Source organism: Pseudomonas sp. ASL7 (assembly GCF_056680375.1).
The window spans coordinates 966,714-981,215 of sequence record NZ_CM155279.1; the positions used below are offsets into that span (position 1 = coordinate 966,714).

The window sequence follows — 14,502 nt, forward strand, 5'->3', positions numbered from 1 at the left end:
CGTGACTGCTGGCACAGTCTGAGGTCTTTCCCTGGTTGTAGAGCGTTATGTCCAACTCACTCATGCCACGCAGTGCCTTTCTTCGCGGCGCCGTGGCGATCATGCCGTTGTCCCTGGCGACCGCGCCCTGGGGGTTGCTGGCCGGTTCCATGGCGATCGAAGCCAATCTCACGCCCCTGCAAGGCCAGGGCCTGTCGAGCATCGTGTTTGCCGGGGCCGCCCAATTGGTGGCGATCGGCATGCTCAAGGGCGGGGCCGGGATCTTTTCGATTCTGCTGACGACGTTGCTGCTGACCTCCCAGCATCTGCTTTATGGGATGAGCCTGCGATCGGTGATTTCACCGTTGCCGGGGCGTTGGCGGATGGGGCTGGGCTTTCTGCTCACTGATGAACTGTTTGCGCTGACCAGTCAGCATGACAAACAACAGTTCAATCGCTGGTACGCGTTGGGTGTCGGCCTGACGTTCTACATTGCCTGGAACCTCTTCACCCTGGCCGGCATCGTGCTGGGCAGCAGCATTCCGGGGCTGGAACACCTGGGGTTGGACTTCTCCATCGCCGCGACTTTCATCGCCCTGATCACCCCGGTGGTGCGCAACGTACCGACCGTGGTGTGCGTGGCGGTGTCGCTGTTCTGTTCGGTGCTGTTCAGCTACTGGCAATGGGGTTCGGCGCTGGTGCTGTCGGGGTTGGCGGGCATGACGGCTGGCTTTGTCTGCAATAAATTCTATGGGGCGCGCACATGATGGTCTGGGCGGTGATTGTCGGAATGGGGGTATTGGTTTTCCTCAACCGTTACGTGTTTCTCGAGCCACGGTTGCCGGTACGCCTGAGCAGCAATGCCCGGCAGTTTCTGGGTTTTGCAGTACCGGGCATGCTGACGGCGATTTGCGGGCCGATTGTGTTTATGCCGGACAAACAATTGAATCTGCACTGGGACAACCCGTACCTCATCAGTTCGCTGGTGGCGGTGGGGTTGGTGCTTTACACCCGCAACACCTTGCTCAGCATGTTGTTGAGCATGGGGTTTTTCTTTTTGCTGCGTTGGTGGCTTTGAACCGGGCGCTTGAAAGTGTTCTACGCTTAATACGGATAAGTGATCCCTTCGGGAAGAGAGGTGGGCATGGCTACTGATCAAAAGCATCCGGAGCCGGAAGACGACATGGATGAACCTACGGAAGAAGAGATCGAAGAGCAGAAGCGTTCGATACCGGACTGGAAACATCCGGACGATGGTAAAGAATTGTCAGAACGTGATGTGGAGATGCCTTTGAAGCCCTGAAAGGGGGGGTGATTGGGTGTACATATCCATTTCTTTGGTAGCGGCTGCTGGCGGTTTCGCCCTTACGGCGAGTCCCTTTTTCAAACGCCAAAAAGGAACCAAAAGGCTTTGCCCCTCCATTCGGTGCCTCGCTAAGGCTCGGCATGCCTTAACGAAGGCATTGCTCCGGGGGCCCGCCGCCATCGGCCATCCATGGCCGGGGGCGGCTACCGCGGCATCCTTGTCGCGGTGCCCCCTGCGCAACGTCTGGGAAAGGGGCGGCAGATCTGAAGCCCAAGCAATGTAGGAGCGAGCTTGCTCGCGATGAATTCGAAGGCAACGCATTTTTCCAGACAGTACGCGTTATCGTTCACGTCCATCGCGAGCAAGCTCGCTCCTACAATGGATATTGGATCGGCGTACCGCTTTTGATCCTCACCACTCATCAGGCCGAGCGTTAGCTCGCCTTCAGCTTTTGATCTTGATGCACCGCCCCCTCGAGAGGCCGAGTGGAGGTTCTGCGCAGTGGGCAACCCGGCATGGATGCCGGGTTAGCCGCCCCCGGCCATGGATGGCCGATGGCGGCGGGCCCACGGAGCAGGACCGGAGCGAGGGCATGCCGAGCCACAGCGAGGCACCGAACGAAAGGGGCAAGAGCGCTTTGGTTACTTTCGCGCTTTTCGAAAGTGACTCGCCGTAAGGGCGGAACCCATAGCGGCCGCTACCAAAAAAACGGATATGCCCCCCACCCCAACTGACAACAATGACACTCAAATCGCCGATATTGATGCGTTCACGTTATCTCCTCAATCAATGCCGCGCCTTGATTTCTGCTATTACCGATCGCTTTACCCACCTTGTGCCACTCGAATACATCACTGGGTTCTCCCTGCAAAAGCGCCATTTGTTCGGCACGCTCTCGGGGCGTTGCCGGATCAAGCCATTCCCTTGCCAGCGCCGCAGACAAGACGACCGGCCTGCGGTCATGAATGTCGAGCATGCCACCCGCGCTGTCCGCCGTGATGATCACGAAGCCGTCGTCGCCCTTTGGTGCACCCCCGCCAGAGGGGAATTGTCCAATCGCCGCGCAAAAAATCGGCGCCCGATCCCGGCGGCGGATAAGCCACGGTTGCACATCGACCCATTCGAACCAGTTGTCGATGGGTACGATCGCGCGGTGCGGCCATAGGGTCCGGAAGAAGGGGCCGTGGGCGACTTTCTCGACCCGCGCATTGATCGGTGCAGCGCGATCCTTCGCCCAATGCGGCCGCCAGCCCCACCGTTGCGAGTCGGCGTGCAGGCCGTCGATTTCCAGATGCAGCAGGGCCAGTTGCGTGGTCGGCGCGGCGTTGTAATGCGCCAAGGGTTCGTCCCCGACGTGGTTGACCAGCGCGTCGGGGATGCTCAGCGCCGCGACGAAATCGTGAATGCCCCGGTACTGCGACAGTCTTCCACACATCGGCTGATCCTCCGGTTGCAGCCTTCAGCTTAGTTGCCTCAGATCACGTGCGCGCCGATCATCGACAATTCGCTCCAGCCGCCTTTTATCCAGTAACTCCTGATACCGGGCCGCGGCGGAACCAAACTCTGTGTACCCTGATCCAACCTCGGCCCGCAGCGACCTGCGGGCTGGCAAAGGATGAACGGGCAAAGGATTTTTGCCGTTTGAAGTGGTGACCGAAACGGTCTGGCCCAAGGCAAAACATGAAACAGTTGTTCAAGGTTCTATCGGCGATCGCCATGGCAGTCAGTCTGCTGGGTTGCATCGCGGCCCCCATCGAAATGACACCGCAGACCGAACAGCGTCTGCGCGCACAACCACCCATCCGCTTTCTGCTGACCTTCGATGACGGTCCCAGCGCATCGAGTTTCTGGAACCCGACCGAAACCGTGCTCGATAGCCTGGCGCGTAATCCGCTGCAGCCGGACATCAAAGCCGTGTTCTTCGTGCAGACCCGTGCATCGCGAGCCGGTGGCAGTGAGATAGGGCGCGAGGTCATGCACCACGAGCGGGACGCCGGACACATTCTGGGCTTTCATACCGCCACGCCTTCGCACACCAACCATCGCTCTCTCGATCCACAGGAACTTGAACAAGCACTCACCAATGGCAGCGCCGACATCGCCGCGATCACCGGCGCACCGCCGACGCTGCTACGCCCGCCATTCTGGAGTTACGACAAGCGTACCTTCGCCGCTTATCAGCAACATGGCTTGCATATGTTGTTGACCGACTTGAGCGCCAATGACGGCAAGATCTGGGGTTTTAACGCCAGCCCCCGGCGGCGGGCTCACTTCCTGCGCTCAATGTCCGAAGTGCGCGAGCGCATTGCGTTGGGAGAGCTGCCGGTGGTGGACGGGGTGATTCCGGTGGTGGTGACTTTTCACGACCTCAATCGCTATACCGCCCGGCACACCCGCGAGTACCTGCAAATCCTGCTCGACAGTGCGCAGGCGACAGGCGTGAAAACCGCAGAGCAACCGTTTTACGACGACACCGCCGCACTGCAACGGGCGGCGATGGCGCGAACAGTGCGCGACAGTTCTCAGCCGGTTGAATTGCCGGGGATCTGGAATTGGATCTGGAAAGGTAATTCCAGTGAATAACTGTTCGAAGTGAGAGGCAGCTAACAGTTTTTCTGGCGCAGAAACGGCAAAGTGCATCTATCCTCAGTGGATCCAATCCGATCAACTGCAGACAGAGGCGCCGGCCATGGTTCCCATCTCAGTCCTTTGCAACATTGTCGAGTCCGGTTTCATGCCGTTGTCCTGCGAATGCACGGAGAGCGGCGGGTTGCTGCAAATCACGGTTTATGAGCCCAGCAGCAGGCGAATCGAGCTGTTGATTCGCGGTGTCTCCACCGAACATCTGGACAGCGTGCGCGCCATCTCCGATTTCATTGGTGAGTTACGCACCGAGATGAGCGCGGGGCGCCGGGCGTTTGCCGGCTGAGCACCAGGTTGTCAGAGACGATCACTGAAACTGTGGCAAGGGAACAAGCTCCCTCGCCGCAGGGCTCACTCTTTAAGTGTCCGGCGTTGATGCCCGCACCTGCGGTTGCAACACCTCGATCACCTTCAAACAATGATTCAACCCCGGTGAAACATCGCCCACCCGCCGACTGAGAATGATCGGCGAGGTTGCGTTATCTTCCAGCAGCGGCGTGAAGCCGATGTCGTCGCGGTGCAGCAATTGCACCGAGGCCGGCACCAGGGTGACGCCGATTCCAGCCCCCACCAGACCGATGGCTGTTTGCAGCTCGTTAGTCCATTGCGCGACGTGGATGCTCACGCCATAGGACTCAAACAGTGCAATAACATGGTCGGCGTAACTGGGTCGCGGGTTGCCGGGGTACAGCACAAAGGGTTCCTTCGCCAGTTCGCGAAGGCTGATGGGGCCGGCCAGCAGTGGATGGCCAGCGGGCAGGGCGGCAACCAGCCGATCTTCGGTCAAGACGGTCTGGATGATCGCCGGGTCGTCGATGCGGATTCGGCCGAAGCCGATATCGATCCGCCCGGCTTTCAGCGCCTGCACCTGTTGCAAGGTGGTCATTTCAGAGAGCCCTAACTCGAGCTCCAGCGTTTCCCGACCGCGCAAGCGGCGAATCAGCTCCGGCAACACGCCGTAGAGTGTCGATGGCGCAAAACCGATGCCCAGCCAGGTCTTTTCGCCCAGGCCGATCCGTCGCGTGTTGTCGCATACCTTACCCAGCTGTTCGAGCAGGGCGGTGGAGTGTTCATGGAAAAACCGCCCGGCGTCAGTCAACTTTAACGGCCGCCCACGCTCCAGCAGCAACACGCCCAGTTCGTCTTCCAGCTGCTGGATCTGCCGGCTCAAGGGAGGTTGGGCGATGTGCAGCAGTTCGGCGGCGCGGGTGAAGTTGAGGGTTTGAGCCAGCACCTGAAAATACCGCAGGTGACGCAATTCCATGGGGCCTCCAAACGTCAATCGGTTGCATACCTTTAAGGTATCAAGCCAGACCAATTCTATATTGGCTTCGGGAAAAAAGCCGTACCAGAATCGGTTCCAGAACTTTAAGAACCTGACGGGTATCGACATGCTTGCAACAGCCATTGAATCGATCGAGACAATCATCGTCGATCTGCCGACCATCCGCCCGCACAAGCTGGCCATGCACACCATGCAGAACCAGACGCTGGTGGTCATTCGCGTGCGCTGCGCCGATGGCATCGAAGGGATCGGCGAGTCCACCACTATTGGTGGTCTGTCATATGGCAACGAAAGCCCGGACAGCATCAAGACCAACATCGATAAACACTTCGCGCCGCTGCTGCTCGGTGAGGACAGCGGCAACGTGAATGCCGCGATGTTGCGCCTGGAGCGCAGCATTCGCGGCAATACATTTGCCAAATCAGGTATTGAAACCGCATTGCTCGACGCCCAGGGCAAACGCCTTGGCCTGCCGGTCAGCGAACTGCTGGGCGGCCGTGTTCGCGATGCGCTACCGGTGGCGTGGACCCTGGCCAGTGGCGACACCGCCAAGGACATCGCCGAAGCGGAAAAAATGCTCGACCTGCGCCGCCACCGGATCTTCAAACTGAAAATCGGTGCCGGTGAAGTCAACCGCGACCTGGCCCACGTCATTGCCATCAAGAAAGCCCTGGGCGACCGCGCCAGCGTGCGGGTCGATGTCAATCAGGCCTGGGACGAGGCGGTCGCTTTGCGTGCCTGCCGGATCCTCGGCAGCAACGGCATCGACCTGATCGAACAACCGATCTCGCGCAATAACCGCTCGGGCATGGTGCGCCTGAATGCCATGAGCCCGGCGCCGATCATGGCCGATGAATCCATTGAATGTGTGGAAGATGCGTTCAATCTGGCCCGCGAAGGCGCGGCGTCGGTATTCGCCCTGAAGATCGCCAAGAATGGAGGACCGCGAGCGGTGCTGCGGACCGCCGCCATTGCTGAAGCGGCCGGTATCGGCCTGTATGGCGGCACCATGCTGGAAGGTGGCATTGGCACACTGGCCTCGGCCCATGCCTTTGTCACCCTGAATAAACTGGCCTGGGACACCGAGTTGTTCGGCCCGTTGCTGCTGACCGAAGACATTCTCAGCGAGCCGCTGGTCTATCGCGATTTCGAGCTGCACGTTCCCAGGACACCAGGCCTGGGTCTGAGCCTGGACGAAGAACGCCTGGCGTTCTTCCGTCGCGACAAGACATCCACCGCCATTCATCAAGCCTGAGGAGAGCATTATGCTGTTCCACGTAAAAATGACCGTGAACCTGCCGGTCGACATGAATCCAGAAGCGGCCGCCAAGCTGAAGGCTGACGAGAAAGCGTTGGCCCAGCGCCTGCAAGATCAAGGCAAATGGCGTCACCTGTGGCGCATTGCGGGGCTCTATGCCAATTACAGCGTATTCGATGTCGACAGCGTTCAAGAGCTACACGACCTGCTGATGCAATTGCCGCTGTACCCCTACATGGCGATCGAAGTCACCGCGATGTGCCGGCATCCTTCTTCCATCCGTGACGACGACCGCTGAACCCAGCCTGTTCAGTTTGCCACGTTAATAATTACAAGATGAGGAACCACCATGAACGTCAAGATTTCCCACACTGCCAGTGCACAGAAATTTCTCGAAGAGGCCAGCGGCCTGCACAATGACGCCGGCAACCCACGCGCCAAAGCCTTGATCTACCGCATTCTGCGCGATTCGGTGAACATCATCGAAGACCTGGCCGTAACGCCGGAAGAATTCTGGAAAGCCGTCAACTACCTCAACGTACTGGGCGCGCGCCAGGAAGCTGGTTTGCTGGTGGCCGGGCTCGGTCTGGAGCATTACCTCGACCTGCTGATGGACGCCGAAGACGAGCAGGCCGGCAAATCCGGTGGCACACCGCGGACCATCGAAGGGCCGCTGTATGTGGCAGGCGCACCGCTGTCGAATTTCGAAGCGCGCCTCGATGACGGCGTCGATCCGGGCGTGGTGCTGTTCATGCAGGGCCAGGTCAAGAACACCGCCGGCGAACCGCTGGCAGGCGCCGTCGTAGACGTCTGGCACGCCAATACCGGCGGCACCTATTCTTACTTCGATACCACGCAATCGGAGTTCAATTTGCGTCGCCGCATCGTCACCGATGCCGAGGGCCGTTACCGTTTCCGCAGCATCGTGCCGTCGGGCTACGGTTGCCCTCCGGACGGTCCGACCCAACAACTGCTCGATCAACTGGGCCGTCATGGTCAGCGACCAGCGCACGTGCACTTCTTCATTTCCGCGCCGGACCATCGTCACCTGACTACCCAGATCAACCTGGATGGCGACCAGTACCTGCACGACGATTTCGCCTACGCCACCCGTGATGAGCTGATCGCAAAAATCACCTTCAGCGATGATCAGGAACGCGCGAAGGCGCACGGCGTCAGCGGCCGCTTTGCTGAAATCGAATTCGATTTCACCTTGCAGTCGTCTGCGCAACCTGAGGAACAACAACGACTTGAACGAGTTCGCGCGCTTGAAGACTGATAGCGCGATATGAGCCACCCTGTGGGAGCGAGCCTGCTCGCGAAAGCGGAGTGGCAGCCAACGTTGATGTTGAAGCTGATGCCCTCTTCGCGAGCAGGCTCGCTCCCACAGTTAAGTTGTCGTACACAATTGCAATGCTCGGCACAAAATTCTTGTGGGAGCGAGCCTGCTCGCGAAGAGGCCAGAATGCTCCCACATGTCAGTCCACTGACACACCGCTGCAAGCACTGCCTTAGAATGGCCCGATGTAATCGATAACAACAACGAGAGTGACCCGATGATGCACGCGCAACTGTTGAGTCAGCGCAGCAGAGTGTTCGACCACGCCGACCCTTATGCGGTGTCGGGGTACGTCAATCAACACGTCGGTAACCATTGCATCCTGATGCCCAGCACCGGTCGGCCGCTGGCCAGTCTTGACCACCGCAAGTTCGCCAGTCTTGACCTGTGCCGCATCAGTTACGGCGCCAGCGTGCGGGTGACCTCGGGCGCACTGGACAGCATTTATCACTTGCAGGTGCTGCTGCGCGGCAACTGCCTGTGGCGTGGCCACGGCGAGGAACATTACTTCGCCCCGGGCGAGTTGCTACTGATCAATCCCGACGATCCCGTGGACCTGACCTATTCCGAGGATTGCGAGAAATTCATCCTGAAAGTCCCGACTCACCTGCTGGAGTCGTTGTGCGACGAGCAGCGTTGGCGGTATCCGGGGCAGGGTGTGCGGTTCCTGGAGAACCGTTATCAACTCAATGAGCTGGAAGGTTTCGTCAATCTGCTGGCGATGATTTGCCAGGAAGCCGAGGCCACCGAGCAGATCCCCAGGGTTCAGGAGCATTACGCGCAGATCATCGTCAGCAAGATGCTTAGCCTGATGAAGACCAATGTCAGCCGGGTCTGCCTCGGCTCACCGGCGGCCACGTTCGAGGTGATCGCCGATTACATTGCGCGCAACCTCAAGCAGGACATCGACAGCGAAGAATTGGCGCGTCAGGCGCGGATGAGCCTGCGCTCGCTGTACGGATTGTTCGAGCGCAACGCTGGCGCCACACCGAAAAACTACATCCGGCAGAAGCGGCTGGAGCGCATTAACGCCTGCCTGAGCGACCCGACCTGCAACGTGCGCAATGTCACGGAGGTGGCGATGGATTACGGCTTCCTGCATTTGGGAAGGTTCTCCGACAGCTACCGCAAGCAGTTCGGCGAATTACCCTCCGACACCCTCAAGCGCCGGCATTGACACAGCGGATGCACCTCATCCCTGTAGGAGCGAGCTCGCTCGCGATGGACTTGAAAGCGCCGCGTTGATTCAGAATGCACGCGTTATCGTTCACGTCCATCGTCGGAACGCCGCCCGGAGCAAGCTCGCTCCTACATGGGTTTGGGTGTTCTGCACAAAACGGATACAGGTCTGCACCCATCGGATAGTCCGCTCCATCCCCCCGTCCTAGCATGGCCTTGCCTGATAAAAACAATGGAGGCGGCGGCCATGTCCCTGCGACCCGAATACCTTCACTCCCTGCTTGAAGACAATCCAGAGCAGGGCATCTATCGCTGCAAGCGCGAGATGTTCACCGACCCACGGTTGTTCGATCTGGAGATGGAACACATCTTCGAAGGCAACTGGCTGTACCTGGCCCACGAAAGCCAGATCCCCAACATCAATGATTTCTACACCACCACCATGGGGCGCCAGTCGGTCTTTATCGCGCGCAACAAGGACGGTGTGCTCAATGCGTTTATCAATGCGTGCAGTCACCGTGGCGCGACGCTGTGCCGGCACAAGTCCGGCAACAAGAGTTCCTATACCTGCCCATTCCACGGTTGGACCTTCAACAATTCCGGCAAGCTGCTCAAGGTCAAGGACCCTGCAGCGGCCGGCTACCCGGCGAGTTTCAACTGCGAAGGCTCCCATGACCTGACCAAAGTCGCGCGCTTCGAGTCCTATCGCGGCTTCCTGTTCGGCAGCCTCAAGGCTGACGTAGTGCCGCTGGTGGAACACCTGGGCGAGTCGGCGAAGATCATCGACATGATCGTCGACCAGTCCGCCGATGGCCTGGAAGTGCTGCGCGGTTCCTCCAGCTACATCTACGAGGGTAACTGGAAACTCACCGCCGAAAACGGCGCCGACGGCTACCACGTCAGCTCGGTGCACTGGAACTACGCCGCCACCCAGAACCAGCGCAAACAACGTGAGGCCGGCGACACCAACCCGACCATGAGTGCCGGCAGTTGGGCGAAGCAGGGCGGTGGTTTTTACTCCTTCGACAAGGGCCACATGTTGCTGTGGACCCGTTGGGCCAACCCCGAGGACCGTCCGCTGTACGAACGTCGCGATGAATTGGCCCAGGACTTCGGCCAGGCCCGCGCCGACTGGATGATCGAGAACTCGCGCAACCTGTGCCTGTACCCGAACGTGTACCTGATGGATCAGTTCAGCTCGCAGATTCGCATTGCGCGGCCGATCTCGGTCAACCGCACCGAAATCACCATTTATTGCATCGCCCCCAAAGGCGAAAGCGACACCGCACGGTCGAGCCGGATTCGTCAGTACGAGGACTTCTTCAACGTCAGTGGCATGGCCACCCCGGACGATCTGGAAGAGTTTCGCTCCTGCCAGACCAGCTATCAGGGCAGTGTCACGACGTGGAACGACATGTCCCGTGGTGCCGAACACTGGATCGATGGCGCCGATGACGCGGCCAAGGAAATCGACCTGCATCCGCTGCTCAGCGGTGTACGCACTGAAGACGAAGGCCTGTTTGTGCTGCAACACAAGTATTGGCAGCAGACGATGCTCAAGGCGCTGGCCGCTGAACAGTCCGAATTGATTGCAGTGGAGGCCGTGCAATGACCATCACCTACGACAGCGTGCGCGATTTCCTCTACCGCGAAGCGCGCTACCTCGATGACCGGCAATGGGACGACTGGCTGGAGTTGTACGCCCCGGACGCGACGTTCTGGATGCCCTCCTGGGACGACAACGACGAACTGACCGAAGACCCGCAGCGCGAAATCTCGCTGATCTGGTACGGCAACCGCACCGGCCTTGAGGACCGTATCTTCCGCATCAAGACCGAACGCTCCAGCGCGAGCATTCCAGACACGCGCACCTCCCACAACATCAGCAACATAGAGCTGCTCGAACAGGCCGACGGGCTGTGCATGGTGCGCTTCAACTGGCACACCTTGAGTTTTCGCTACAAGACCGTCGACAGCTATTTCGGCAGCAGTTTCTACACCCTCGATGTGCGCGGCGAAAACCCGCTGATCAAGGCCAAGAAAGTGATCCTGAAGAACGACTATGTTCGTCAGGTCATCGATGTTTACCACCTCTGAGGCGGCCGTCATGACTCATTCCATTGCGTTCAATTTCGAAGACGGCGTCACCCGTTTCATCGACGCCAACGTGGGCGAAACCGTGGCCGATGCCGCCTATCGCCAGGGCATCAATATTCCGCTGGATTGCCGCGACGGTGCTTGCGGCACGTGCAAGTGTTTCGCCGAGGCCGGTCGTTACGATCTGGGCGAGGAGTACATCGAAGACGCGCTGACGGCCGACGAGGCCGAGCAAGGTTTTGTCCTGACCTGCCAGATGCGTGCCCAGAGCGATTGCGTGGTGCGGGTGCCGGCCTCTTCACAGGTCTGTCGCACGCAACAGGCCAGCTATGATGCGACCATCAGCGCCGTGCGCCAGTTGTCCGACAGCACCATCGCGCTGTCGATCAAGGGTGAGGCGCTGAGCAAACTGGCGTTCCTGCCGGGGCAGTACGTGAACCTGGGGATTCCCGGCAGCGAACAGACGCGCGCTTACTCGTTCAGTTCGTTGCAGCGTGATGGCGAGGTCAGCTTCCTGATTCGTAACGTGCCCGGTGGCTTGATGAGCAGTTTCCTCACTGGCATGGCCAAGGCCGGCGACAGCATGAGCCTGGCCGGGCCATTGGGCAGCTTCTATCTGCGCGACATTCGGCGACCGTTGTTGCTGCTGGCCGGTGGTACAGGGCTGGCGCCGTTTACCGCGATGCTGGAAAAAATCGCCGAACACGGCAGTGAGCACCCACTGCATTTGATCTACGGCGTGACTCACGATTTCGACCTGGTGGAGCTCGACCGACTGGAAGCGCTCGCCGCACGAATTCCGAACTTCAGCTTCAGTGCCTGCGTGGCCAGCCCCGACAGTCAGCACCCGCTCAAGGGCTACGTGACCCAGCACATCGAGCCAAAGCATTTGAACGATGGCGACGTCGATGTCTACCTGTGCGGCCCACCGCCGATGGTCGAGGCAGTCAGTCAGTTCATTCGCGAACAAGGTATTGCGCCGGCGAATTTCTACTACGAAAAATTTGCCGCCAGCGCGGCCTAAACATCTTTTTGTGTCGACTCACTTTTGTAGCAGCTGGCGAAGCCTGCGTTCGGCTGCGCAGCAGTCGTAAAGCCTATGTGCGCGGTCGTCCTGATGCACCGTATTGCTTGATTTAGCGACTGCTTCGCAGCCGAACGCAGGCTTCGCCAGCTGCTACAGATAGCGTTTCCCGCGAAAGCGATTTTCGCAACGAGGTATGTATGAACAGATTTCACGATAAAGTCGCGCTGATCACCGGTGCAGCGCAAGGCATCGGTCGGCGTGTGGCCGAACGCATGGCGGCTGAAGGTGCGCGACTGATCCTGGTCGACCGCTCCGATCTGGTGTTCGAGGTGCAGAAGGATTTGGGGCAGGGCAGCCAGGTGCTGGCCCTGACCGCCGACCTTGAGCAATACAGCGAATGCAACCGCGTGATGCAAACCGCTGTCGAGCGTTTCGGTCGTCTGGATGTGCTGGTCAACAACGTCGGCGGGACGATCTGGACCAAACCGTTCGAGCATTACGAGGCGCAGCAGATCGAAGCCGAAGTCCGCCGCTCGCTGTTCCCGACATTATGGTGCTGCCATGCGGCGCTGCCGTTCATGCTGGCGCAGGGCAGCGGGGCGATCGTCAACGTTTCGTCGATTGCCACGCGCAGTGTCAACCGCGTGCCATACGGCGCGGCGAAGGGCGGAGTGAATGCGCTGACGGCTTGCCTGGCGTTCGAAACGGCCGGCCGTGGGGTTCGGGTCAACGCCACCGCGCCGGGCGGTACTGAAGCGCCGCCACGGGTGATTCCTCGCAACAGCGCCGAACAAAGTGCAGAGGAAAAGGTGTGGTATCAGCAGATTGTCGACCAGACCCTCGACAGCAGTTTGATGAAACGCTACGGCACGCTGGATGAGCAGGCAGGCGCTATTCTGTTTCTGGCCAGCGACGACGCGTCTTACATCACCGGCATGGTCATGCCGGTGGGCGGCGGCGATCAGGGCTGAGGGGATTACAGGCGACGCTGAAACGCCTTGACGATTCTGAGCGTGGCCTCGCTGGTGCTCAGGTTTTGAACGGCGTCCAGCGGATGCCAGATGCAATCGAAGATTTCATTTTGTGGCCGAAGCGCATCAAAGTTCACCACTGAAGCTTCGTAAACATGGTGCCGGGTGCCGCCCATGTCCAACTCCATCAGGTACAGCATGCTGTCAGAAGCGAGACCGGTTTCTTCCTGAAGTTCACGCATGGCGGCGCCCTGCGTGGTTTCACCGCGCTCGACTTTTCCGCCGGGCAACATCCAGCGACACCGTAGCTTGCGCACCAGGAGAATATGGCGGTCCTGCTCACAAATGACGGTTGCTCGTACTTTCATGCGTTACCTGAGCTCGATGTCATAAAACAGTCATAAAAAAGCAATATTCAGGCCGGAGTGGTTGCTTTTCAAGGGTTGGAGCGAGGTGGGTGACGAAAAGTGCAATTGGATGCTGGAATATTGGCGTGACGTCTGGTTGGCACCTGGGTAAAGGTCGGGTGTAAGGTAAGCACGTCAATAGCGGATATCACTGCCGAAAAGGAGGTGACTATGAGCATTCCGGTTCTGAACAAAATGCACCTGAACGGTTATGACGTACTCAGCGTCAATAACGGCCCTTGGCGAGTTTGCACCAAAGGTGACCGACTCGGCGCTTTTGCTAGCCGGGAGGAAGCACTGGCGTATGCGGCGGCACTTCCGGCCTATAGAGCAAGGGCGCGATCGCCGGTCAGTCAGAAGTCAGAGTGAACGTGGGTTTGAAGGCCTGGGATGTCGGTAATGCTGTTTACTTGAAATGGTTATTGGACGGGGCGGCTACCGCGGCTTCCTTGCCGCGGTGCCTCCTGCGTTCGGCCTCTGGGAAAGGGCCGCCAGATCTGAAGCAGAAGCAAAGCAAAGCAACGGCAAGATCAACAGCTTCGCGAGCAGGCTCGCTCCCACAATGGATCGGCGTACAGCGTTTACTTTTCACCGTGCACTTGAAGAACCGAGCCGAAGTAAACAGCATTAAGCAATATCGGGGCTTTTTTTGAAATATTAATACCCACCACCGCCAGTACTGGGGGAAGGTTCCCTGGCCCTTTGCTGTACCGCGCTCCACTCCGCACAGGTCATGAAGCTTGTATGATCAACCTTGCCCCGATCATTGAAACTGACATTGAAGGTCTGCTGATGTCCGGCCTGCACCAGTTTGTAGTCAAAGCACGAACCCGGCTCAACGGTGCGATCGGTGATCGATAAAGGCTGGCCGCCGATCTGCTGGACTTGCTCCTTGCTCATGCCGTTCTCGACCTTGGCGACCAGCGGCTGATCTCGATAGAGACTTGATTCACTGCTGCAACCACCCAATGCCGTCAGTACGACGACCAGCGCGCAAAGGGGCTTGTTCAT

General features: G+C 59.1%; 18 protein-coding genes. 14 read left to right on the forward strand and 4 right to left on the reverse strand.

The window, feature by feature from the left end; genetic code table 11:
* Positions 1 to 47 precede the first annotated feature (47 nt).
* The 3 genes from AC1MDT_RS04485 to AC1MDT_RS04495 all read left to right on the forward strand — a co-directional run bounded on the left by AC1MDT_RS04485 (position 48) and on the right by AC1MDT_RS04495 (position 1,282).
* On the forward strand, positions 48 to 746 hold the full coding sequence (locus AC1MDT_RS04485; protein WP_480420882.1) for an AzlC family ABC transporter permease: 699 nt from the start codon (positions 48 to 50) through the stop codon (positions 744 to 746).
* Positions 746 to 1,057, forward strand: coding sequence for an AzlD domain-containing protein (locus AC1MDT_RS04490; RefSeq protein WP_414907484.1), 312 nt, complete (start codon positions 746 to 748; stop codon positions 1,055 to 1,057). The genes AC1MDT_RS04485 and AC1MDT_RS04490 overlap by 1 nt, the downstream gene beginning before the upstream one ends.
* Positions 1,058 to 1,123: 66 nt before the next feature.
* A complete protein-coding gene (locus AC1MDT_RS04495) occupies positions 1,124 to 1,282 on the forward strand; it encodes a hypothetical protein (RefSeq protein ID WP_480420883.1) in 159 nt (52 codons plus the stop codon).
* A gap of 772 nt (positions 1,283 to 2,054) precedes the next feature.
* Here the strand turns inward: AC1MDT_RS04495 and AC1MDT_RS04500 are convergent.
* Positions 2,055 to 2,720 carry an SOS response-associated peptidase gene (locus tag AC1MDT_RS04500; RefSeq protein WP_480420884.1) on the reverse strand — a complete coding sequence of 222 codons (666 nt, stop codon included), beginning with the start codon at positions 2,718 to 2,720 and terminating at the stop codon, positions 2,055 to 2,057.
* A gap of 245 nt (positions 2,721 to 2,965) precedes the next feature.
* Between AC1MDT_RS04500 and AC1MDT_RS04505 the strand changes: the two genes are divergently transcribed.
* Positions 2,966 to 3,868, forward strand: coding sequence for a polysaccharide deacetylase family protein (locus AC1MDT_RS04505; RefSeq protein ID WP_480420885.1), 903 nt, complete (start codon positions 2,966 to 2,968; stop codon positions 3,866 to 3,868).
* A 106-nt stretch (positions 3,869 to 3,974) separates the two neighbouring features.
* Positions 3,975 to 4,214, forward strand: a complete 240-nt coding sequence (locus tag AC1MDT_RS04510; RefSeq protein ID WP_480420886.1) for a DUF1652 domain-containing protein — start codon at positions 3,975 to 3,977, stop codon at positions 4,212 to 4,214.
* A 72-nt stretch (positions 4,215 to 4,286) separates the two neighbouring features.
* On the opposite strand, the gene AC1MDT_RS04515 is transcribed toward AC1MDT_RS04510, so the two are convergent.
* Positions 4,287 to 5,192, reverse strand: coding sequence for a LysR family transcriptional regulator (locus AC1MDT_RS04515; RefSeq protein ID WP_480420887.1), 906 nt, complete (start codon positions 5,190 to 5,192; stop codon positions 4,287 to 4,289).
* 127 nt (positions 5,193 to 5,319) lie between these two features.
* Between AC1MDT_RS04515 and AC1MDT_RS04520 the strand changes: the two genes are divergently transcribed.
* The 8 genes from AC1MDT_RS04520 (at position 5,320) to AC1MDT_RS04555 (ending at position 13,084) form a co-directional block, all read left to right on the forward strand.
* On the forward strand, positions 5,320 to 6,468 hold the full coding sequence (locus AC1MDT_RS04520; RefSeq protein WP_480420888.1) for a muconate cycloisomerase family protein: 1,149 nt from the start codon (positions 5,320 to 5,322) through the stop codon (positions 6,466 to 6,468).
* 10 nt (positions 6,469 to 6,478) lie between these two features.
* A complete protein-coding gene (gene catC / locus AC1MDT_RS04525) occupies positions 6,479 to 6,769 on the forward strand; it encodes a muconolactone Delta-isomerase (RefSeq protein WP_414908750.1) in 291 nt (96 codons plus the stop codon).
* Between the two features lie 51 nt (positions 6,770 to 6,820).
* Positions 6,821 to 7,750 (forward strand): catechol 1,2-dioxygenase, encoded by a 930-nt coding sequence (gene catA, locus AC1MDT_RS04530; protein ID WP_480420889.1) that lies wholly within the window; start codon positions 6,821 to 6,823, stop codon positions 7,748 to 7,750.
* Between the two features lie 277 nt (positions 7,751 to 8,027).
* A complete protein-coding gene (locus tag AC1MDT_RS04535) occupies positions 8,028 to 8,987 on the forward strand; it encodes an AraC family transcriptional regulator (RefSeq protein ID WP_480420890.1) in 960 nt (319 codons plus the stop codon).
* 249 nt (positions 8,988 to 9,236) lie between these two features.
* A complete protein-coding gene (benA, locus tag AC1MDT_RS04540; RefSeq protein ID WP_480420891.1) occupies positions 9,237 to 10,601 on the forward strand; it encodes a benzoate 1,2-dioxygenase large subunit in 1,365 nt (454 codons plus the stop codon).
* The gene (benB, locus tag AC1MDT_RS04545; RefSeq protein ID WP_480420893.1) at positions 10,598 to 11,086 is read left to right on the forward strand and encodes a benzoate 1,2-dioxygenase small subunit; all 489 of its coding nucleotides are present in this window, start codon (positions 10,598 to 10,600) and stop codon (positions 11,084 to 11,086) included. The genes benA and benB overlap by 4 nt, the downstream gene beginning before the upstream one ends.
* A gap of 10 nt (positions 11,087 to 11,096) precedes the next feature.
* On the forward strand, positions 11,097 to 12,110 hold the full coding sequence (gene benC / locus AC1MDT_RS04550) for a benzoate 1,2-dioxygenase electron transfer component BenC (protein WP_201119623.1): 1,014 nt from the start codon (positions 11,097 to 11,099) through the stop codon (positions 12,108 to 12,110).
* A 200-nt stretch (positions 12,111 to 12,310) separates the two neighbouring features.
* The gene (locus tag AC1MDT_RS04555; protein WP_201119624.1) at positions 12,311 to 13,084 is read left to right on the forward strand and encodes a 1,6-dihydroxycyclohexa-2,4-diene-1-carboxylate dehydrogenase; all 774 of its coding nucleotides are present in this window, start codon (positions 12,311 to 12,313) and stop codon (positions 13,082 to 13,084) included.
* Between the two features lie 5 nt (positions 13,085 to 13,089).
* On the opposite strand, the gene AC1MDT_RS04560 is transcribed toward AC1MDT_RS04555, so the two are convergent.
* The gene (locus tag AC1MDT_RS04560) at positions 13,090 to 13,452 is read right to left on the reverse strand and encodes an NUDIX hydrolase (RefSeq protein WP_480420894.1); all 363 of its coding nucleotides are present in this window, start codon (positions 13,450 to 13,452) and stop codon (positions 13,090 to 13,092) included.
* 210 nt (positions 13,453 to 13,662) lie between these two features.
* On the opposite strand from AC1MDT_RS04560, the gene AC1MDT_RS04565 reads away from it, so the two are divergent.
* On the forward strand, positions 13,663 to 13,860 hold the full coding sequence (locus AC1MDT_RS04565; protein WP_480420895.1) for a DUF2188 domain-containing protein: 198 nt from the start codon (positions 13,663 to 13,665) through the stop codon (positions 13,858 to 13,860).
* A gap of 288 nt (positions 13,861 to 14,148) precedes the next feature.
* Here AC1MDT_RS04565 and osmE read toward each other — a convergent pair whose 3' ends face one another.
* The gene (gene osmE, locus AC1MDT_RS04570) at positions 14,149 to 14,502 is read right to left on the reverse strand and encodes an osmotically-inducible lipoprotein OsmE (protein WP_480420896.1); all 354 of its coding nucleotides are present in this window, start codon (positions 14,500 to 14,502) and stop codon (positions 14,149 to 14,151) included.